This window comes from Burkholderia lata (genome assembly GCF_902499335.1).
GTDB classification, from domain to species: domain Bacteria; phylum Pseudomonadota; class Gammaproteobacteria; order Burkholderiales; family Burkholderiaceae; genus Burkholderia; species Burkholderia lata_B.
The window spans coordinates 249,982-268,295 of the sequence record NZ_CABVQK010000007.1 but is presented as its reverse complement, the minus strand read 5'-3'; the positions used below and the strand labels follow the sequence as shown (position 1 = coordinate 268,295).

The following is an 18,314-nucleotide window of genomic DNA, read 5'->3' as shown; positions in this document are numbered from 1 at the left end:
ACGTTAAGCGTTGCGCTGCTTCGCCGCGTCCATCAGCGCGGTGAAACGGTCGAACAGGTAGCCGATGTCGTGCGGGCCGGGCGACGCTTCCGGGTGGCCCTGGAAGCAGAATGCCGGCTTGTCGGTCAGCTCGAAGCCCTGCAGCGTGCCGTCGAACAGCGACACGTGCGTCACGCGCGCGTTGGCCGGCAGCGAATCCGCATCGACCGCGAAGCCGTGGTTCTGCGACGTGATCACCACGCGACCGTCGCCGAGATCCTTCACCGGGTGGTTCGCGCCGTGGTGGCCCGTCTTCATCTTCAGCGTCTTCGCACCGACCGCGAGGCCCATGATCTGGTGGCCGAGGCAGATGCCGAAGGTCGGCACGCCACGCTCGATGAATTGCTTCGTGGCCGCGATCGCGTAATCGCACGGTTCCGGATCGCCGGGGCCGTTCGACAGGAACACGCCGTCCGGATTCAGCGCGAGCGCATCTTCCGCGCTCGCCTGTGCCGGCAGCACCGTCACGTGGCAGCCGCGCTCCGCGAGCATGCGCAGGATGTTGTACTTGACGCCGAAATCGTACGCGACGACACGGTACTTCGGCGCTTCCTGCATGCCGTAGCCGCCTTCGAGGCGCCATTCGGTCTGCTTCCACTCGAACGGCTTCGTGGTCGACACGACCTTCGCGAGATCCATGCCCGCGAGACCCTGGAACGAGCGCGCGAGCTCGATCGCCTTCGCTTCGTCGTCCGAGCCCGTCAGGATGCAGCCGCTCTGCGCGCCCTTGTCGCGCAGGATACGGGTGAGCTTGCGGGTGTCGATGCCGGCGATCGCGACGACGCCTTCGTCGCGCAGGTAGTCGCCGAGCGTGCGATCCATGCGGAAGTTCGATGCGAGCGACGGCAGATCACGGATGATCAGGCCGGCGGCATGGACTTTCGTGGCTTCGACGTCTTCGGCGTTGACGCCGACGTTGCCGATATGCGGATAGGTGAGCGTGACGATCTGGCGCGAGTAGCTCGGATCAGTCAGGATTTCCTGATAGCCGGTGATCGCGGTATTGAACACGACTTCGCCGATCGTGTGGCCTTCGGCCCCGATCGAATAACCACGAAAGACCGTGCCGTCGGCGAGTGCAAGCAAGGCGGGAGTAAAAGACGGCAACACGGGAGGCTCCTTGGGGAACACCCTGCTGCCGACCTGTTTACCCTGCCGCGCGAGCGCCGCGCTGCGTGGGCGCGCGCGGTCGCTTGCTGGACGCGGCCTGCGTTGTCGAAACGCGAACCCGGCGCGTGGCGCACGAGGCTTCGCGGCATCGCCCGGCAGGCGGCGTGCGGCGGATGAACGGGATGAATGAGGTAGGCGCTAGGGTGCGAGGTTGATCAGCACAAACTTTCAAATTATAGCCTGAAAATGGCCTTATCTTCAATCGATATGGCCGTCCGATCGTGCATGCGCGACGCCCTGCGGCGCGCAGCAACGCGCTGCGGCCCCTTTTGCGCGGCCGCCCTACCCCCAGCGTACCGCCGGATCAGTGCGCTTGACCAGCGCCGCGCGCGGGCCAGACGTACCACACCGCGCTCGCGAGCTGCAGCGCGAGCAGCACGCCCCACGCGGTGAAGTGCGCGGCGGCCGGATAGTGGCCGTCGACCGCGGGCCAGTGCGACAGCACCGCGCCGACACCGATCTGGAACGCAAAGATCAGCAGGAAGATCACAAGCGTGAGCGTCGTGTTCGCGCGGCCGATCAGGTGAGCGGGAAAATGCCCGGCCATCACCGCATAGGTCAGGATGCCGACGCCGCCGAACATACCGTATGCGGCCCACAGCACGGCCGGCTGCAACGGCACGCGCGCGACGATCGCCGCCTGCGTCGCGACGAACAGCGCCATGCCGACGCCGCAGAACGCATACACGGATACGCCGCGCCGCTCGAGCACGCGCGCCGCGGCGCCAAAGCCGACGCAGCCGGCCATCATCGCGAAGCCAAGCACCGACACGAGGCGCGCGGCATGCGATGCATCGAACCCCGCGACGTCGCGCAGGTACGGCCCGACCCACAGCGACTGCATCGCGTAGAACACGCCCTGCGTGACGACGGAGAACGACGAGATCTTCCAGAACGCGCGACTGCTCAGGATGTGCCATGTGCCCTTGAACTGGCTGACGAGCCCGCCCTGGTGGCGCACCTGCTTCGCTTCCGGCGCGCCCAGGCCGATCGATGCCGCGACGATCACCGTCAGCACCGCGAGGCCGAAACAGATCGCGCGCCAGCTGGTCCAGCCGAGCAGCCAGGTCAGCGGCGAGCCGACCATCACGCCGCCGAGGCCGCCCACGGCCATCACGAGGCCGTTGACGAGCGGCAGGCGGCCGACCGGAAAATGCTGCGCGAGCGCCTTGAACGCCGCGCCGAGGCACACCGATACGCCGACGCCGATCAGCAGCCGGCCGACCATCATCGTCCCGAGGCTGTGCGCGGCGCCGAACACGGCCGCACCGGCGGCCGCGAACAGCAGCATGCCGGCCGTCACGCGGCGCGGGCCGAAGTGGTCGAGCATCACGCCGGCCGGGATCTGCGCGCCCGCGAAGCCGAGGAAATAAAGACTGGTGAGCAGGCCGAGATCGGCGGCCGACAACCCGAGCTCGTGCGTGACGAACGGTGCGAAGCCCAGATTGACGCCGCGAAACACATACGACACGAAATACCCGACCGAAAACAGCGCGAGCACCCTCACCTGCACCGACGACATCGCTTCCCCTAGTTATATGAAGACATTCGAAGCAGCGCCCCCGCGCCGCGCACAAACAAAAACGCCGTCACCTGGGTGACGGCGTTTCGTCGCATTTCGTCGGATGATAGCGCAATCGCGCGAACCGGGCCGGCCGCACGATGCGTTCGCGACTGCGTTACTTCTTCTTGCCCTTGTGCGCAGCGGCCTTGGCCGGTGCCGCCTTCGTCGATTTGGCTGCCGGCTTCGCCGCGCCGCGCTTGGCGCCGTGCGACTTACCGCCCACCGCCAGGCTCGCGCGCTCGATGTGCGCACCACCGGCCGACGTCGCGATCCGCTCCGGACCGGGCTCCGCCGGCACCGAACGGCCGACCGGCACGTGCAGCACGAGCGCCTGGCCCGGCATCGCGAGATCGCGGTGCGTGCGGTTCCACGCCTTGAGCTGGCCGACCGACACGCCGTAACGGCCGGCGATCGCCGCCATCGACTGCTTGCGGCGCACACGGATTAGCATCTTGCGCGTGTCGGGGACATCGGGTTCCATCGCGAGCGCGCCGTTTTCGGCGACGTCGGCGCTGATGTCCTCGTCGTCGTCATCGCCGCGCGGCACGACGATCGTCGAGCCCGGCTTCAGGCGCATGCCGGCCGGAATCTTGTTGATCGACATCAGCGTATCGGCGTCCACGCCGATCTTCTCGGCGATCGCGGCCGGCCGCGCACGCTCGCTGACCGTATAAGTGGTCCACGACGAGAGCTGGCCGTTGTATGCCTTCAGGTTCTTCTCGAACGCCGACGCGTTGTCGAACGGCAGCAGGATCTGCGGCTCCGTCGCGCCGAGGATCACCGGCTTCGCGAACGACGGGTTCAGCGAGCGGAATTCGTCGAGCGACAGGTTCGCGAGCTTCGCGGCCACCGCCACGTCGATGTCGCGCGACGTCGTGACCGTCACGAAATACGGGTGGTTCGGGATGTCCGGCAGCGCGAGGCCGTACTGCTGCGGATTCGCGATGATGTTCTTCACCGCCTGCAGCTTCGGCACGTAGTTGCGCGTCTCGTTCGGCATCCGCAGGCTCAGGTAGTCGGTCGGCAGGCCGGCCGCCTGGTTGCGCGCGATCGCGCGCTGTACGTTGCCCTCGCCCCAGTTGTACGCGGCCAGCGCGAGATACCAGTCGCCGAACATGTCATGCAGGCGCGACAGGTAGTCGAGCGCGGCGCTCGTCGACGCGAGCACGTCGCGACGCTCGTCCTGCCACATGTTGCGCTTCAGGTTGTACGTGCGGCCCGTGCCGGGCATGAACTGCCACATGCCGGCCGCCTTCGCGACCGACAGCGCCTGCGGGTTGTACGCGGACTCGATGAACGGCAGCAGCGCGAGCTCGGTCGGCATGTGACGCGCCTCGAGCTCCTCGACGATGTGGTACAGGTACTTCTGCGAGCGCTCGGTCATGCGCTGCACGTAATCCGGGCGCTGCGTGTACCACGTGGTCTGCATGTCGACGAGGTCGGTCTGCAGGTCGGGCATCTGGAAACCGCGGCGGATGCGACCCCAGAGATCGGAGTCTGCACTGGTCAGGTCGCCGACGGATTGCTTGTCGACATCGACAGTCTCTTTGGCGGTGGCTGATTTACGGAGGTAGTTGGACGTCGCCTGCGAATCGGCGGCGTTGTTGGCGACAGGGGCCTGGCTCGCACAAGCGGCGAGCAGCAGAACCACCATCGCACTCAATATAAGTCGCATGAAAATCTCTGCTTCCGACGGCTGGAAATTGCAGGCGATACTACGGAAGTGCGTGCTTCACGTCAATAAAAACACCGAAAACTCAGCGAAATCCTACATTTGGAGCAATTTTTACAGACACCGCTTGAGGTTTGGAGTCCTCCGGAAATCATCATCGGAACCGGTTTTTCCACTCGCGCATCAGCGTGAACGCCGTCAGACGATCCGGCACTGTTTCGTGCAGTTCGGCCTCGAGCGTCGCGCGGATCGCATCGCTGTCCGCTCGCATGAACGGGTTAACGGCACGCTCATGCGCGATCGTAGTGGGCAACGTCGGCACGCCGCGCGCGCGCAGCGCCTGCGCGTCGTCGCGCCACGCGGCGAGTGCCGCATTGCCGGGCTCGCACGCGAGCGCGAAGCGGATGTTGGACAGCGTGTATTCGTGTGCACAATGCACGTGCGTGTCGCCCGGCAGCGCCGCGAGCGCGTCGAGCGACGCGAGCATCTGCGCGGGCGTGCCTTCGAACAGACGGCCGCAGCCGCACGAGAATAACGTGTCGCCGCAGAACACGTGCGGCGCCGCGTTGCCCTGCCCGGCCGCCTGGAAATAGGCGATGTGGCCGCGCGTATGGCCCGGCACGTCGAGCACGTCGAACGTGACGGCCGGCGCGTCGAGCGTCACGCTCGCACCGCCCGAAAGCGGCCGCGTGACCACGCCGATCGCCTCGGCCGCGGGGCCGTAAACGGTGAGCGGAACATCGTCCGGTTGGCTATCGCGCAGTGCCGCGACACCGCCGACGTGGTCGGCGTGGTGGTGCGTGAGTAAAATAGCGGTCAACCGCCAGCCTCGTTCGGCTAGAACCCGGCGCACCGGCGCGGCTTCACCCGGATCGACGGCGATTGCATCGCGGCCGTCCGAGACGAGCCAGATATAGTTGTCATCGAATGCCGGAACCGGCACGTATTCCAGCTCGTTCATGGGCGCGCAATCATCGTTATGTCTGACCGTCAAATTATAGACTGGCCCGCCTGGACCGACTCACCACCCGGCCGCTACGTGCTGGACTGGGAGCAGGCGCAGCTCGACCGGATCGTGTCCGACGTCTTCGGGTTCCACGCGCTGCAGCTCGGCCTGCCGCAGCTCGACGCGCTGCGCGAGAACCGCATGCCGTATCGCGGCCTCGTGCTCGATCCGGCGAGCGGCGCGAGCGCGCCCTACCAGTATCCGTGGGCGCGCGAGGCGCATGCGCCCGAGCACGCGCCCGACGGCCGCAGCACGACCTGGTGCGACCTGCTCGACCTGCCGTTCGAGTCGCAGAGCGTCGACCTGATCGTGATGCCGCACACGCTGGAATTCACGTCCGACCCGCACCGCCTGCTGCGCGAGGCCGAGCGCGTGCTGATGCCGGAAGGCCAGCTCGTGATCACCGGCTTCAATTCGCTCAGCCTGTGGGGCATGCGGCAATCGTTCGGGCGCATGGCGAACCGTCCGTTCGTGCCGGCCACGCGCGACCAGATCGCGTTCATCCGGCTCAAGGACTGGATCAAGCTGCTCGGCTTCGATCTCGAACGCGGCCGTTTCGGCTGCTACCGGCCACCGCTCGTCACCGACAAGTGGCTGTCCCGCTACGGCTTCATGGAAGCCGCCGGCGACCGCTGGTGGCCGATCTTCGGCGCCGTCTACATGGTGACGGCCGTCAAGCGCGTGCGCGGCATGCGCCTCGTCGGCCAGATCCGCATGAAGAAGCCCGTGCTCGCACCGGGCCTGACGCCGGCGGCCTCCCCGACCACTCATCAAGAACATTCATGACTACCGATACCATCGACATCTATACCGACGGCGCCTGCAAGGGCAACCCCGGCCCCGGCGGCTGGGGCGCCCTGATGCGCTACGGCGACAAGGAGAAGGAGCTGTTCGGCGGCGAGCCGAACACGACCAACAACCGCATGGAGCTGATGGGCGTGATCGCCGCGCTCGAAGCGCTGAAGCGGCCGTGCCAGGTGATCGTGCATACCGACTCGCAATACGTGCAGAAAGGCATCAGCGAGTGGATCCACGGCTGGAAGAAGAAGGGCTGGATCACCGCGGCAAAGACGCCCGTGAAGAACGCCGACCTGTGGAAGCGGCTCGACGCGCTCGTCGCGCAGCACGAGGTCGAGTGGCGTTGGGTCAAGGGCCACGCGGGCCATCCCGAAAACGAGCGCGCGGACGCACTCGCGAATCGCGGCGTCGAATCGCTCACGGCCTGACCGCCAGCCGCCCCCTGTTTCTTTTGTTTTTCCCGACATGCGCCAGATCATTCTCGATACCGAAACCACCGGCCTGAACGCCCGCACGGGCGACCGCCTCATCGAAATCGGCTGCGTCGAGCTGCTGAACCGGCGGCTCACCGGCAACAACCTGCACTTCTACGTGAACCCCGAGCGCGACAGCGATCCGGGCGCACTGGCGGTGCACGGGCTCACGACCGAATTCCTCAGCGACAAGCCGAAATTCGCGGAAGTCGCCAACCAGATTCGCGACTTCGTGAAGGACGCCGAGCTGATCATCCACAACGCGCCGTTCGACCTTGGCTTCCTCGACGCCGAATTCGCGCGGCTCGACCTGCCGCCGTTCAGCGAGCATTGCGGCGGCGTGATCGACACGCTGGTGCAGGCCAAGCAGATGTTCCCGGGCAAGCGCAACTCGCTCGACGCGCTGTGCGACCGCTTCGGCATCAGCAACGCGCACCGTACGCTGCACGGCGCACTGCTCGACTCGGAGCTGCTCGCCGAGGTGTATCTCGCGATGACACGCGGCCAGGACAGCCTCGTGATCGACATGCTCGACGACGCGGGTGCCGACGGCGGCTCAGCGAACGGCCAGCGCGTGTCGCTCGCCGCGCTCGACCTGGCCGTGGTGGCCGCGAGCGACGACGAACTCGCCGCACATCAGGCGCAGCTCGACGAACTCGACAAGTCGGTCAAGGGCACCTGCGTGTGGCGCAAGTCCGCCGACGAGGGCGCCGCCGAAACGGCTTGAAGCACGCGGCACGCGCCGCGGCCGCGCTCACACGCGCGGCTGCAGCGCGATGACCGCCATTCCGCCGAGCGCGAGCGCCGCGCCGGCCACGTCCCAGCGGGTCAGCGCGACGCCGTCGACCACCCGCAGCCAGACCAGCGCCACCGCGATATACACGCCACCGTACGCGGCATAGGTGCGCCCCGCCGCACTCGGGTGCAGCGTCAGCAGCCACGCGAACAGCGCGAGCGACAGCGCGGCCGGTACCAGCAACCACACCGGCCGGCCCTCCTTCAGCACGAGCCAAGGCAGGTAACAGCCAACGATTTCGGCCAGCGCGGTGGCGGCGAACAGCGCCGCGATCCTCATCAGTTCGGTCATCCGGTTCCTCGTGAATTCGGCCCCGTCGCCGGGGGCCGCACGGCCCCGCCGCGCGCCGCCGATCATACCCGAGCCGCCCCCGCCGGACGCCCCGCCAGACGGGCGACTCCCGGCAATTTGCACGATCATCCGTCATCGTGCTATCATGTCGCCTGTTTCAACATTCAATCTCTGTCTATTCGATTTCGAGAGAAGTCCATCCGCGCATTGCGTGCCGGCCCTTCGACCGAAATTGCATCCACAGGAAAGCCCGCCCGACAGGCCCGCTTTTCTCGTTTCGTTGCCCCTCCGGGGCGCTTGCCGGAACGCCGGACATCGTCCGCACCGGCATCTGCCGCCTGCATCACGCGGCCCATTCTTCATGAGCGCACTGTCGCGACGGCCCATCCGGCCCGCGTCGAAGCAGCCCCTTACGGCCCTTTACCGCCCGTAGTGCAGTAAGTGCTTAATGGCCTGCCCCGACGCGCCGCACTCGACACCGCGCTCGCCGGCAAACCGTGTCGGACGGCCCGCCCGTTCGGCGCAGTCAAAGGAGTGCATGACCTTGACCGCAACACACGTCAGCCCGACCGCTGCTTCTTCCTCCGCTTCGTCGTCCGGCGAAGCCCCGCTCGTCGCGGACGACATAACCGTCGTCGACCAGAGCCTCCTCAAGCGCGCCGTCAGCGCCATGGCCATCGGCAATGCGATGGAATGGTTCGACTTCGGCGTCTACAGCTACATCGCCGTCACGCTCGGCAAGGTGTTCTTCCCGTCCAGCAGCCCGTCCGCGCAGCTGCTCGCGACCTTCGGCACGTTCGCGGCCGCGTTCCTCGTACGCCCGCTCGGCGGCATGGTGTTCGGCCCGCTCGGCGACCGCATCGGCCGCCAGCGCGTGCTCGCCGCCACGATGATCATGATGGCCGTCGGCACCTTCGCGATCGGCCTGATCCCCAGCTACGCATCGATCGGCATCATGGCGCCCGTGCTGCTGCTCGTCGCCCGCCTCGTGCAGGGCTTCTCGACCGGCGGCGAATACGGCGGCGCAGCCACCTTCATCGCCGAATTCTCGACCGACAAGCGCCGCGGCTTCATGGGCAGCTTCCTCGAGTTCGGCACGCTGATCGGTTACGTGATGGGCGCCGGCGTCGTCGCGCTGCTCACCGCGTCGCTGTCGCAGGAAGCGCTGCTGTCGTGGGGCTGGCGCGTGCCGTTCCTGATCGCCGGCCCGCTCGGCCTGATCGGTCTCTACATCCGGATGAAGCTCGAGGAAACGCCCGCGTTCAAGCGCCAGGCCGAAGAGCGCGAAGCGCAGGACAAGGCCGTGCCGAAGGTACGCTTCCGCGAAACGCTGATGCGCAACTGGCGTGCCCTGCTGCTGTGCGTCGGCCTCGTGCTGATCTTCAACGTGACCGACTACATGGTGCTGTCGTACCTGCCGAGCTTCATGTCGTCGACGTTGCACTTCGACGAATCGCACAGCCTCGTGCTCGTGCTGATCGTGATGGTGCTGATGATGCCGCTGACGCTCGCCGCCGGCCGCCTGTCCGACCGGATCGGCCGCAAGCCCGTGATGCTCGCCGGCTGCGTCGGCCTGCTCGCGCTGTCGATCCCGTCGATGATGCTGATCCATGCGGGCACCACGGCGTCGGTGTTCGGCGGCCTGCTGATCCTCGGCGTGCTGCTGTCGTGCTTTACCGGCGTGATGCCGTCGGCACTGCCGGCGCTGTTCCCGACCGAGATCCGCTACGGCGCGCTCGCGATCGGCTTCAACGTGTCGGTATCGCTGTTCGGCGGCACGACGCCGCTCGTGACCGCGTGGCTCGTCGACGTCACGCACAACCTGATGATGCCCGCGTACTACATGATGGGCGCCGCCGTGATCGGCATCGTGTCGGTCGTCGCGCTCGCCGAAACCGCGCGCCAGCCGCTCAAGGGCTCGCCGCCGGCCGTCGCGACGCGCCGCGAAGCCCATCAGCTCGTGCGCCAGATGCGCGAGGACGACGAATCGGAGATGTACGGCGTCGTGTCGCCGGCACGCGCCTGAGCGTCGCCCATGAAAAAGCCCCGGCCGAAGCCGGGGCCCGATCGAACCCGATCCGCCCGACCGGCTTGCGCCGGCCGGGCTTTTTTTCATGCATGCGATGCGCGCGCCCTCATGCCTGCGCTTCGCAGTGGCGGCAGAAAATCAATGCACGCGAGCGCGACACGGCTGCCTGCGCCCCGCGCGCCGCGACGATCAGCCCGACCTGACCGAGATTGAAATCGCGCTCGACCATCAACTGCGTCAGCGCGGCAAGCGGCAACACGAGGGACGGGTGGTACAGGCTCGATTCGATCAGGGCTTTCATCATCGGCTCCATCAGGCAACGCGTAATTCGATGGAGTGGATTCTAGGGACCGGCCGCTTCCGGATAAACAGCACGAATGCGAAGTCACTTGTCAGCCGTCGCGAACAATCAGCAAAGGCTTGCCTGGCAAGGCCGAGCGGGCGGCGGGAAACGGCACGGGGCCGCGTCGCGCGCCGCCGCGACACCTAGACGAGCGGCGTTTCGACGAACGCCGGCAGCGCTTCCGCCCGCGCCGAATGCGCGGCCAGCGCCGGATAACGGACCGGATCGATCCGCGCGAGCACCGGGTAGTCGGCCGCCATGAACTGCGTGAAACGCCATGCAACCGCGACCGTCACGTCGGACTGCAGCAGGCGCGCGCCGCCGAACCAGCCGTTCGCCGCCGCGACGAGCGGCTCCAGTGCGCCGTATGCGCCCTCGATCTGGCTCAGCACGCGCTCGATCCACGGCGCGTGCTGCTTGTCGGTCGGACGCAGCGCCTGCTCGTAGACGACCTGCACAGTCTTCTCGGCGGCCGCCAACGCGAAGCCGACCGGCACGAGCACGCGCAGCCGTTGATCGGCAGCATCCGGCAGCAGGCGCCGCTCGGGCGCGGCCAGGTGATCGAGATAGTCGACGATCAGCGACGAATCGAGCAGCGTCGCGCCGTCGCCGGTCACGAGCGTCGGCGCCTTGACGACCGGGTTGATCGCCCTGAACTGCTCGAAATGACGGAACACCGAGATCGACTCGTGTTCGAACGGGAGGTCGAGCAGCTTCGCCGAAATGGCGACCCGACGCACGAACGGGGAATCCAGCATGCCGATCAGCTTCATCGCAAACGCTCCGCTTGAGGGGAATGGGATCGACGACTGTAGCAGCGTCGCGCGGCATCGCCTAGGACCCGTTCGCGCCGGCAACGGGCTGGCGCCGGCTCCACGAACGAGCTTGCCGAACGGGTGGAACGTGCTCGGCCTGCCCTTGCGCCCCTGCGCTTGATGCGCGTCAGCCGGACGCGCGCGGGACTCACGTTGTCCGGCCACAGTGACCATAATGCAAGTTCACGCCCCTTCCGCCCCAAGGTTCGCCATGTGGTATGCCCTCGTCGAGCAGCAGCGGGAATGGATGCGCGCCTGGCGCGCGGCGACGCGGCACGCGTTCGACGCGTGGCCCTCGGCCACGCTGCCGCACGCCGCGTCGTCATGCTACGACGACCTGTTCGAGCCGCTGCTCGGGCCGACGGCCGGCCCCCCGCGCTTCGACATCGGGTGGCCGGCCGTCGGCGAGCGCGTCGTCGCGCACACGCCGTTCTGCGACCTGCGGCGCTTCACGCGCGCCGATGCGCGGCGCACGGTGCTGCTGTGCGCGCCGCTCGCCGGGCATGCGGCCGTGATGATGCGGGAAACCGTCGAGACGCTGCTCGCGGACGGCGACGTCTGCGTGACCGACTGGCGCAATGCGCGCGACGTGCCGCTCGCGTCCGGCCGCTTCGGGCTCGACGAGTATGTCGCGACGCTCGACGGCTTCGTCGACGGGCTCGCGCACGACGACCGGCCGCTGCATGTGGTCGCCGTGTGCCAGGCGACCGTGCCAGTGCTCGGCGCGCTCGCGCTACGGGCGGCGCGCGGTCTCCCGTCGCCCGCGAGCGTCACGCTGATCGGTGGCCCGCTCGACGCGCGCCGCAATCCGAGTGCGCTCGGCACCGCCGCCGCGGCCCATTCGCTCGGCTGGTGCCGACGCCACCTGATCGACGTCGTGCCACCCGGCTTCGACGGACACGGCCGCCACGTGTTTCCGACCTATCTGCAGCAGGGCGAGATCGCGCTCGTGTACCCGCAGCGCTTCCTGTCGCTGATCGAAGCGTACGCGCTGGCCGCGTCGCGCTTCGACATGGCCGGGCTCGCCGGTGCGCGGCGCGCGCTGCTCGAATACACGGCGCTGCTCGACATGCCGGCCGAGTATTTCCTCGATACGGTCGACATCGTGTTCCAGCGCATGAGCCTCGCGCTCGGCACGTGGGACGTGGGCGGCCGGCGTGTCGAGCCGGCGGCTTTGCGCGGCATCGCGCTGCTGACCGTCGAAGGCGCATGCGACAAGGTCACGGGTGCCGGCCAGACGCATGCGGCGCTCGACCTGTGCAGCGGCCTCGCCGACGACGAGCGCTACCGCATCGACATTGACGACTGCGATCACTACGGGCTGTTTACGGGGGCGCGCTGGCACGGGGATGTGCATCCGATGCTGCAGCGCGTGTTCGCGTGGGCCGAAACCCGCCGCCCTCGCCCGCGCCGCATCAGGCGGACGTGATGCCGCGTCAGCGCCGCGCCGCATCGAGCAAAGACCGTACCTCGTCGTCGCTCGTCTGCTCGAAGCGCCCGTAGAACTGACTGATACCGAAGAACGGCAGCGGCAGCGACACGGTGACGAACGCGTCGGCCAGATCGTCGAACGTATGCCGCGCGCCCGCCGGCGCGACCGGAGCCGCCGCCACGATCCGCGCCGGATGACGCTCGCGCAACGCCTGCAGCGCGACGCGCATCGACGCGCCGGTCGCGACGCCGTCGTCGACGACGATCGCGATGCGCCCTTCGACCGGCAGCGGCGGCGCCGCACCGCGATACAACGCTTCGCGCCGATGCAGTTCGGCCGTCTCGCGCGCGATCACGTCGGCGAGCTGTTCGCCGGACACGTTCATCGAGCGGAGCACCGAACGCTGCAGATGAATCGCACCGCCTGTCGCGATTGCCCCCATCGCGAGCTCGGGATCGTACGGCACGCCGAGCTTGCGCACGACCAGCACGTCGAGCGGCGCGTGCAGCGCGCAAGCGACCGGATACGCGACGGGCACACCGCCACGCGGCAAGGCGAGCACGACGACATCGCCACGCCCCGCGTAATCGCGCAATGCGCCGGCCAGTTGGCAGCCCGCGTCGGCGCGATCGGCAAAACACTCGAACACGATCGGCTCCCTGCCGTTGCGCCGGATGCGCGAAACGCGCGTCGGCGCCTGTCAACGAGCATGGTTCATCGGCAGCGCCGATGCAAGCAGGGTCACACCGGCGCGCGTGGCGCCAAGGGAAAGGGTCAGAGGCCGCCGGCCTGCCGGTACAGCCGCCAGAACGATTGCGCATAGGATTGCGCAAGCTCGGGCGCGCGCTGGAACACGTTCACCGTCTCCGCATGCGCGGTCGCGCCCTCCGACAGGGTCGTCAGCGCGACGCTGTCGTCGACGATCACGAAGCGCGGTGCAGGATCGCCATGCCGCGAATCGATCGCCACGTCGATACCCGACGATTTCAGATAGCCGACGCCGCTGTACCTGCCCGCGCGCGGCGAACGCACGAGCACGACACGCACCTCGATCCCGCGCGAGCGGGCCGCGCGCAGTGCGCTCGCGACCGCCGGCGGCACGTGCGTATAGCCGGCCAGCAGCACGCGGTGCTGCGCCTGCCCGATCAGGTCGACGGTCGCGTCGGCCGCCGCATTGTCATACGAAAAGTATGTGCCGACCGATGCGGCGTCGGACGGAATCTGGGCGGCGTGGGCACTCGCCGCGCAGCAAAGCGCGGCGAGAAGGAAGGCGGCTGGTCTCATGGCGGGCGCCATTGTAGCGACGCCAATTCGCGTGGCAAGCACCGGCTGCGATGCTGCTGCGCCGGCGCAACACACAGCGCAAAACCGGTGCCCGGCGCACGGGTTACAGCCCGCTTTTCGCGCCGTCGATCAGCCGGCCGCGACGCGCGCGAGCCAGCTCGCCACGCCGTCGACGGAACGAAAATCCGCGAGGCTGCGCGCCGGCAGCGCCGGATATGCGCCGCCGGCCATCTCGGCCAGCGCGCGGCCGGGGCCGAGCTCGAGGAACGCGGTCGCACCGGCCTCCACGCAGGCGGCGAGACACGCCGCCCACTCGACCGGCTCGGCGATCTGTCGCGCAAGCTTGTCGAGGCCCGCGTCGACGTCGAGCACCGATGCGCCGTCAATCCCCGAAAACAGCCGCGTGCCGGGCAGCGGCCGCCGCACGGGCGTCGCGGCGAGCGACGCGCGAAACACCGGCACGGCCGCGGCGAGCCGTCGCGTGTGCGACGCGATCCGCACGCAGACGGGCGCGACGCGCAGCGCGCCGTCGCGCGACGCGTCGTCGGCCACCGCATCGACATCGGCCTGCCGCCCCGCGACCACGAACGCGTCGCCGGGGTTCGCGATCGCGATCGCCGCGTCGCGGCCGTCGCACAACCGCGCGAGCTGCGCGCGCGTCAGGCCGCGCACGAACACCATGCGCTCGTCGCCGCCGCTCGCGGCATCCATCGCACGCGCCCGCGCATCGGCCAGGTCGAGCGCGGCGTCCGGCTCGATCACCCCCGCGACGCTCCACGACGCGACTTCGCCGACGCTGTAGCCGGCGACGCAGCGCCGGCGCGGCCACACCGTATCAAGCAGCGCGGCGGCCGCGAGCGCCTGAACGGTGCAGAGGATCTGCGCGGCACGGTTTTCGCGCAGCGCGTCCGGGCCCGCCTGCCGGACCCACGTGCGCGGGTCGTCGCCGAGCAGGCGGCCGGCGTGCGCGAACAGCGCGTCGGCCTGCGGTGCGGTGCCGGTCAGGTCGAACATGTCGGCGCGCTGCGCGCCCTGTCCCGAGCAGAGGATGGCCAGCGTCATCGTGCGTCCCCGTCGGTTTCGAGCGCATCGACGAAGACGCTCATCGCGAGCAGGTCGGCCGCGCCGCCCGGGCTCAACCGCCGCGCCACGAAAGCACGATGCGCGGCAGCCGCCCGCATCCGCCAGTCGTGCGCACGCACGCCGCCACGTGCCACGAACGCGCGTGCGGTCGCCCGCGCGAAGTCGAGACCGGCCTGCCCGCCCCGGTGCAGCAGGTTCGTATCGTCGAGCGCGGCGATCAGCGCGAAGCACGCATCGACGCGCGCGGCTTCCCGGTCGCCCGGCAGGTCACGCTGCGCACGGCGCAGCGCGGGCAGCCCGACCGCGTAGACGGTCGTGAAACCGTCGGCCGCCTCGCGACGCGCGCCGCCGACGCCGTAGCGGCGGCTCGCACGCTCGCCGTGACTGCCGGGCAAGCGCGGGCCGCCGAGGATATCGGCACCCCAGCGGCGAGAGACGAACGCGCCGAGCGTCATCCCGCCCGGCACGGTTCCCGGCATCGCACGCCGGCCCGCCGCCGCACACAGCAACCCGAGCCCGAAGATCGCGCCGCGATGCGTATTGACGCCGCCGGTCGCGGCGAGCATCGCGTGCTCGGCGCGCAGGCCGATCTTGCGCAGCACGGCCATGTCCGCATCGCGTGCGCCCGCGTCGGCCAGCTCGGCGAAGTACGGCCGCAGCACGGCGGCGCTGCGGGCGAACGTCGCGGCATCCATGTCGGTGTGACTGCCGGTGTCGACGTGACTGACGAGCCCCGGCTTCGGATAGGTCTCGATTTCGAGCACGAGGCTGCGCTCGGCCAGGTCGGCGATGCGTTCGGCTTCGGATGGCGCCGGTACGCGGCAGGCAGCCCATGCGCTCATCGCTCGCCTCCGATGAATGCGCTCACCGGCATCAGTTCGACGGCGATCGCGGTCTTGACCGCGACTTCAGGCTGCCGCGCATGCAGTTCGCGCCAGTTGACGCCCGCGCCGTCGTCACGCAGCAGTTCGCCGTCGATCCGCATCGGCGCATGCGCGTCGATCGCCGCGAGGCCGTCGAGCAGCGACGCGATCGATACGGCATCCGGCAGCGGGAACACGATGTCGAGATCGGACGACGCCCCCAGGTAGGGCTCGCCCGTCAGCGCCTGCCATGCGAGGCTGCCGAACACGCGGCCCTGCACGCCGCAACGCGCGCCGAGCGCATCGAGTTCGCGCAACGCCGTGCGCCATGTGTCGGGCGCGGCGGCGAGCACGTCGGCCAACGCGGGCAGCGGGCCGACTGTCGCGAGCGCGTCAGCGGCCGCGTTCAATGCGATGCGCCGCTTGCCCGCGGAAGGCGGCAGCGGCAGGCCGAGCGGCACGCGGCCGGCATCGGCCTCGTCGGGCGACGCGCGGCGCACGATCAACGGCCAGCCGCGTTCGGACCACGCGCGCACGAGCGGATCGGCCGCGAGCGCGGGATCCCGCGCGAATGCCGCGCCCCACCCCGCCGCCGTCAGCGTGACGAGCGTGTGGCGGCGCAGCGGCAGTTCAGCGTGCGGCACGCGCGAGTGCCTCGACGCGCTGCGCGACATCGGCGGCAACCGGCCGGCCGCGTGATGCGCGCCGGTCGACGCGGTCGGCCGGCTTGCCGAGCCATTCGCCGACCTGCGCGTCGAGCGCGCGAACCGGATCGAGCACGGCGTCGACGGCGCCCATCTTCACGAGGTTGTCGAGGCCAGGCGCGAACACCGGCGTCGAGCGCGACATCTCCTTCAGCACGTCGATCGACAGCTTGGTCACGCGCGACATCGACGGCAGGTCCATCACCTCCGGCTCCGCGCCCGGCACCGCGAGCAGCGTGCGCGTCGCGAGCGCGGTTGCGATGAACGCGCCGGCGGCCGTGTGGCCGTACAGCACGCCGATCGTCCGGTGCCCGGCGAGATCCGCGTGCATCAGGCACTTCGCGAGATGCGACAGCCCTTCGTTCAGGCCGAGGAGTTCGTCGCGCTTGCTCATCCGCTGGCTGTCGCTGTCGACGAGCACGAGGATCGGCGTGTCGCCGCCGCGCTCAATCGTGTCGAGCACGCGCGCCGCGAGCGTCACGGCCTCGTCAATGCCGAACGGCAAACGGTCGGCAACGCCGATCACGTCGACGCGCGTGCCGGCCAGTTCCGCGTGGCCCGTCAGCAGGCCGCCGGTGCGTGCGATCGAATGGCCTTTCGGAAACAGCGAGGTCAGGACTTCATCGAGCGTCATGCTGGGGCTCCTGCAATTGGTCGGCGAGCGTGGCGAACGCATCGTCAGGCATTCCTGGAATCACTTCCGGCGCATCCGCACCGAGCGCACGCCACACGTCGAGCGCATCCTTGCACGCGCCGAACCGTTCGACGCGCGCTTCGAGTCGCGCCTGCTCAGCGCGCAGCATCGCCGCATCGAACTTCGGCGCGCGGCCGATCAGGTCGAGCGCCGCCGCACGGAACGCATCGGGCGTGTCGGCCACGTAGCGATCCGCGCCGCCGATCAGCCGGCGATGCTTGCCGCCCATCGTGCGCCAGATCAGCGCGCGGTCCTTCGCATCGAATTCCTCGACACCGCGATTGGTCTCGATCACTTCGGGGCCCGACACACTGATGCGGCCCTGCTCCGACACCGCGAGCGCCGAGCAGCACGCGGCGAGCAACCCGCCGCCGCCGTAGCCGCCCGCGCGCCCGCCGATCAGCCCGATCACCGGCACGCCGGCCGTGCGCGCTTCGACGAGCGCACGCATGATCTCGGCGATCGCGAGTTCGCCCGCGTTCGCTTCCTGCAGCCGCACGCCGCCCGTATCGAACAGGATCAGCACCGGCTTGCCGGTTTCGCGCGCGGCACGCAGCAGCCCGGTGAGCTTCGCGCCGTGCACTTCGCCGAACGCGCCGCCCATGAAGCGGCCCTCCTGCGCGGCGACGAACACCGGCTGGCCGTCGAGCCGGCCGTGGCCGACCACCATCCCGTCGTCGAACTGCTGCGGCAGGTCGAACAGCGGCAGGTGCGGGCTCGTCACGCGCTCGGCCGGACCGAGGAATTCGCTGAAACTGCCCGCGTCGAGCAGCCCGTCGATGCGCTGCCGCGCCGACGCTTCGTACCAGCTCGCGGCGTTCGCGACGAACGCGGGCGTATCGTGGATCGCGTCGTTCGGCGCCTCCTGACGGGCCGCGCCTGGGGAGGCGCCCGCCCCCTCGGCGGGCAGCGAATGGATGTGAGCGTGGGGGTTGTTCATTGGGCGTCTCCCTCGATCGCGCGCACGGCCTGCGCGAGCCGCAGCGACACCATGTCGGGCCGCGCGCCGCCGTCGTTGATCGACAGCTTCAAGCCGCCCGGCGTGCGCCGCTCGACGAAATCCGTGACGACGGCCTGCCATACCGCGCCGAAACCGACCGCCGCGGTGCGGATGTCGATCTCGCATTCGTTGCCCGGCAGCACGCGCTCGACGAGCACTTCGAGATTGCCGGATGCCACCACGCCGACGAGCGCCGCGGCCTGCTCGCCCTTCGCGCGCTCGCGGGCGGTGAAGCGATAGTTCAACTGTTCCATGCCC

At 69.1% G+C, this 18,314-nt stretch carries 20 protein-coding genes; 5 read left to right on the top strand and 15 right to left on the bottom strand.

Going from position 1 to position 18,314, the window contains the following annotated elements; all coding sequences use genetic code 11:
- Nucleotides 1–3 precede the first annotated feature (3 nt).
- The 4 genes from carA to gloB all read right to left on the bottom strand — a co-directional run bounded on the left by carA (nt 4) and on the right by gloB (nt 5,406).
- Nucleotides 4–1,149, bottom strand: a complete 1,146-nt coding sequence (gene carA / locus BCO18175_RS19265; protein WP_174915261.1) for a glutamine-hydrolyzing carbamoyl-phosphate synthase small subunit — start codon at nt 1,147–1,149, stop codon at nt 4–6.
- A gap of 364 nt (nt 1,150–1,513) precedes the next feature.
- On the bottom strand, nt 1,514–2,731 hold the full coding sequence (locus BCO18175_RS19260) for an MFS transporter (protein ID WP_174983226.1): 1,218 nt from the start codon (nt 2,729–2,731) through the stop codon (nt 1,514–1,516).
- A 157-nt stretch (nt 2,732–2,888) separates the two neighbouring features.
- Nucleotides 2,889–4,448, bottom strand: a complete 1,560-nt coding sequence (locus BCO18175_RS19255) for a transglycosylase SLT domain-containing protein (RefSeq protein WP_174983224.1) — start codon at nt 4,446–4,448, stop codon at nt 2,889–2,891.
- A gap of 151 nt (nt 4,449–4,599) precedes the next feature.
- On the bottom strand, nt 4,600–5,406 hold the full coding sequence (gloB, locus tag BCO18175_RS19250) for a hydroxyacylglutathione hydrolase (protein WP_174983222.1): 807 nt from the start codon (nt 5,404–5,406) through the stop codon (nt 4,600–4,602).
- Nucleotides 5,407–5,424: 18 nt separating this feature from the next.
- On the opposite strand from gloB, the gene BCO18175_RS19245 reads away from it, so the two are divergent.
- From BCO18175_RS19245 to dnaQ, 3 genes are read left to right on the top strand one after another with little or no spacing between them, the layout of a single operon-like run.
- Nucleotides 5,425–6,237: a class I SAM-dependent methyltransferase gene (locus BCO18175_RS19245; protein ID WP_174983220.1), complete on the top strand. Its 813-nt coding sequence runs from the start codon at nt 5,425–5,427 to the stop codon at nt 6,235–6,237.
- Nucleotides 6,234–6,677, top strand: a complete 444-nt coding sequence (gene rnhA / locus BCO18175_RS19240) for a ribonuclease HI (RefSeq protein ID WP_011351593.1) — start codon at nt 6,234–6,236, stop codon at nt 6,675–6,677. Before BCO18175_RS19245 ends, rnhA begins: the two co-directional genes overlap by 4 nt.
- Before the next feature lie 37 nt (nt 6,678–6,714).
- Nucleotides 6,715–7,449: a DNA polymerase III subunit epsilon gene (dnaQ, locus tag BCO18175_RS19235; protein WP_174983218.1), complete on the top strand. Its 735-nt coding sequence runs from the start codon at nt 6,715–6,717 to the stop codon at nt 7,447–7,449.
- A gap of 27 nt (nt 7,450–7,476) precedes the next feature.
- Here dnaQ and BCO18175_RS19230 read toward each other — a convergent pair whose 3' ends face one another.
- On the bottom strand, nt 7,477–7,809 hold the full coding sequence (locus BCO18175_RS19230) for a YnfA family protein (RefSeq protein ID WP_174983216.1): 333 nt from the start codon (nt 7,807–7,809) through the stop codon (nt 7,477–7,479).
- Between the two features lie 538 nt (nt 7,810–8,347).
- Between BCO18175_RS19230 and proP the strand changes: the two genes are divergently transcribed.
- On the top strand, nt 8,348–9,835 hold the full coding sequence (gene proP, locus BCO18175_RS19225) for a glycine betaine/L-proline transporter ProP (protein WP_174983214.1): 1,488 nt from the start codon (nt 8,348–8,350) through the stop codon (nt 9,833–9,835).
- 109 nt (nt 9,836–9,944) lie between these two features.
- On the opposite strand, the gene BCO18175_RS19220 is transcribed toward proP, so the two are convergent.
- Both BCO18175_RS19220 and BCO18175_RS19215 read right to left on the bottom strand, forming a co-directional pair.
- On the bottom strand, nt 9,945–10,151 hold the full coding sequence (locus tag BCO18175_RS19220; RefSeq protein WP_174951989.1) for a hypothetical protein: 207 nt from the start codon (nt 10,149–10,151) through the stop codon (nt 9,945–9,947).
- Between the two features lie 173 nt (nt 10,152–10,324).
- Nucleotides 10,325–10,954 carry a glutathione S-transferase family protein gene (locus BCO18175_RS19215; protein WP_174983212.1) on the bottom strand — a complete coding sequence of 210 codons (630 nt, stop codon included), beginning with the start codon at nt 10,952–10,954 and terminating at the stop codon, nt 10,325–10,327.
- Between the two features lie 253 nt (nt 10,955–11,207).
- On the opposite strand from BCO18175_RS19215, the gene BCO18175_RS19210 reads away from it, so the two are divergent.
- On the top strand, nt 11,208–12,425 hold the full coding sequence (locus BCO18175_RS19210) for a polyhydroxyalkanoate depolymerase (protein ID WP_174983210.1): 1,218 nt from the start codon (nt 11,208–11,210) through the stop codon (nt 12,423–12,425).
- Between the two features lie 7 nt (nt 12,426–12,432).
- Here BCO18175_RS19210 and BCO18175_RS19205 read toward each other — a convergent pair whose 3' ends face one another.
- The 8 genes from BCO18175_RS19205 to mdcC form a co-directional block, all read right to left on the bottom strand.
- Nucleotides 12,433–13,077: a phosphoribosyltransferase gene (locus BCO18175_RS19205; RefSeq protein WP_174983208.1), complete on the bottom strand. Its 645-nt coding sequence runs from the start codon at nt 13,075–13,077 to the stop codon at nt 12,433–12,435.
- 125 nt (nt 13,078–13,202) lie between these two features.
- Nucleotides 13,203–13,724: a phospholipase D-like domain-containing protein gene (locus BCO18175_RS19200; RefSeq protein ID WP_174983207.1), complete on the bottom strand. Its 522-nt coding sequence runs from the start codon at nt 13,722–13,724 to the stop codon at nt 13,203–13,205.
- 117 nt (nt 13,725–13,841) lie between these two features.
- Nucleotides 13,842–14,774 (bottom strand): malonate decarboxylase subunit epsilon, encoded by a 933-nt coding sequence (gene mdcH, locus BCO18175_RS19195; RefSeq protein WP_174983205.1) that lies wholly within the window; start codon nt 14,772–14,774, stop codon nt 13,842–13,844.
- The gene (mdcB, locus tag BCO18175_RS19190; protein WP_174983203.1) at nt 14,771–15,637 is read right to left on the bottom strand and encodes a triphosphoribosyl-dephospho-CoA synthase MdcB; all 867 of its coding nucleotides are present in this window, start codon (nt 15,635–15,637) and stop codon (nt 14,771–14,773) included. The genes mdcH and mdcB overlap by 4 nt, the downstream gene beginning before the upstream one ends.
- The gene (mdcG, locus tag BCO18175_RS19185; RefSeq protein ID WP_174983202.1) at nt 15,634–16,302 is read right to left on the bottom strand and encodes a malonate decarboxylase holo-[acyl-carrier-protein] synthase; all 669 of its coding nucleotides are present in this window, start codon (nt 16,300–16,302) and stop codon (nt 15,634–15,636) included. The genes mdcB and mdcG overlap by 4 nt, the downstream gene beginning before the upstream one ends.
- Nucleotides 16,289–16,996, bottom strand: coding sequence for a biotin-independent malonate decarboxylase subunit gamma (mdcE, locus tag BCO18175_RS19180; protein ID WP_174983200.1), 708 nt, complete (start codon nt 16,994–16,996; stop codon nt 16,289–16,291). Before mdcE ends, mdcG begins: the two co-directional genes overlap by 14 nt.
- Entirely contained in the window at nt 16,983–17,996 is a 1,014-nt protein-coding gene (locus BCO18175_RS19175) for a biotin-independent malonate decarboxylase subunit beta (RefSeq protein WP_254608127.1), read from the bottom strand. Before BCO18175_RS19175 ends, mdcE begins: the two co-directional genes overlap by 14 nt.
- Nucleotides 17,993–18,310 (bottom strand): malonate decarboxylase acyl carrier protein, encoded by a 318-nt coding sequence (mdcC, locus tag BCO18175_RS19170; RefSeq protein WP_011351579.1) that lies wholly within the window; start codon nt 18,308–18,310, stop codon nt 17,993–17,995. The genes BCO18175_RS19175 and mdcC overlap by 4 nt, the downstream gene beginning before the upstream one ends.
- Nucleotides 18,311–18,314 lie beyond the last annotated feature (4 nt).

What these genes read in the sequence shown, in the direction of transcription:
- BCO18175_RS19220 (WP_174951989.1), bottom strand. Translation starts at nt 10,151, where the DNA reads ATGGAGCCGATGATGAAAGCCCTGATCGAATCGAGCCTGTACCACCCG.
- dnaQ (WP_174983218.1), top strand. Translation starts at nt 6,715, where the DNA reads ATGCGCCAGATCATTCTCGATACCGAAACCACCGGCCTGAACGCCCGC.
- gloB (WP_174983222.1), bottom strand. Translation starts at nt 5,406, where the DNA reads ATGAACGAGCTGGAATACGTGCCGGTTCCGGCATTCGATGACAACTAT.
- BCO18175_RS19175 (WP_254608127.1), bottom strand. Translation starts at nt 17,996, where the DNA reads ATGAACAACCCCCACGCTCACATCCATTCGCTGCCCGCCGAGGGGGCG.
- rnhA (WP_011351593.1), top strand. Translation starts at nt 6,234, where the DNA reads ATGACTACCGATACCATCGACATCTATACCGACGGCGCCTGCAAGGGC.
- BCO18175_RS19255 (WP_174983224.1), bottom strand. Translation starts at nt 4,448, where the DNA reads ATGCGACTTATATTGAGTGCGATGGTGGTTCTGCTGCTCGCCGCTTGT.
- mdcC (WP_011351579.1), bottom strand. Translation starts at nt 18,310, where the DNA reads ATGGAACAGTTGAACTATCGCTTCACCGCCCGCGAGCGCGCGAAGGGC.
- BCO18175_RS19260 (WP_174983226.1), bottom strand. Translation starts at nt 2,731, where the DNA reads ATGTCGTCGGTGCAGGTGAGGGTGCTCGCGCTGTTTTCGGTCGGGTAT.
- mdcE (WP_174983200.1), bottom strand. Translation starts at nt 16,996, where the DNA reads ATGACGCTCGATGAAGTCCTGACCTCGCTGTTTCCGAAAGGCCATTCG.
- BCO18175_RS19245 (WP_174983220.1), top strand. Translation starts at nt 5,425, where the DNA reads ATGTCTGACCGTCAAATTATAGACTGGCCCGCCTGGACCGACTCACCA.
- mdcB (WP_174983203.1), bottom strand. Translation starts at nt 15,637, where the DNA reads ATGAGCGCATGGGCTGCCTGCCGCGTACCGGCGCCATCCGAAGCCGAA.
- proP (WP_174983214.1), top strand. Translation starts at nt 8,348, where the DNA reads ATGACCTTGACCGCAACACACGTCAGCCCGACCGCTGCTTCTTCCTCC.
- BCO18175_RS19210 (WP_174983210.1), top strand. Translation starts at nt 11,208, where the DNA reads ATGTGGTATGCCCTCGTCGAGCAGCAGCGGGAATGGATGCGCGCCTGG.
- BCO18175_RS19215 (WP_174983212.1), bottom strand. Translation starts at nt 10,954, where the DNA reads ATGAAGCTGATCGGCATGCTGGATTCCCCGTTCGTGCGTCGGGTCGCC.
- mdcH (WP_174983205.1), bottom strand. Translation starts at nt 14,774, where the DNA reads ATGACGCTGGCCATCCTCTGCTCGGGACAGGGCGCGCAGCGCGCCGAC.
- BCO18175_RS19230 (WP_174983216.1), bottom strand. Translation starts at nt 7,809, where the DNA reads ATGACCGAACTGATGAGGATCGCGGCGCTGTTCGCCGCCACCGCGCTG.
- BCO18175_RS19200 (WP_174983207.1), bottom strand. Translation starts at nt 13,724, where the DNA reads ATGGCGCCCGCCATGAGACCAGCCGCCTTCCTTCTCGCCGCGCTTTGC.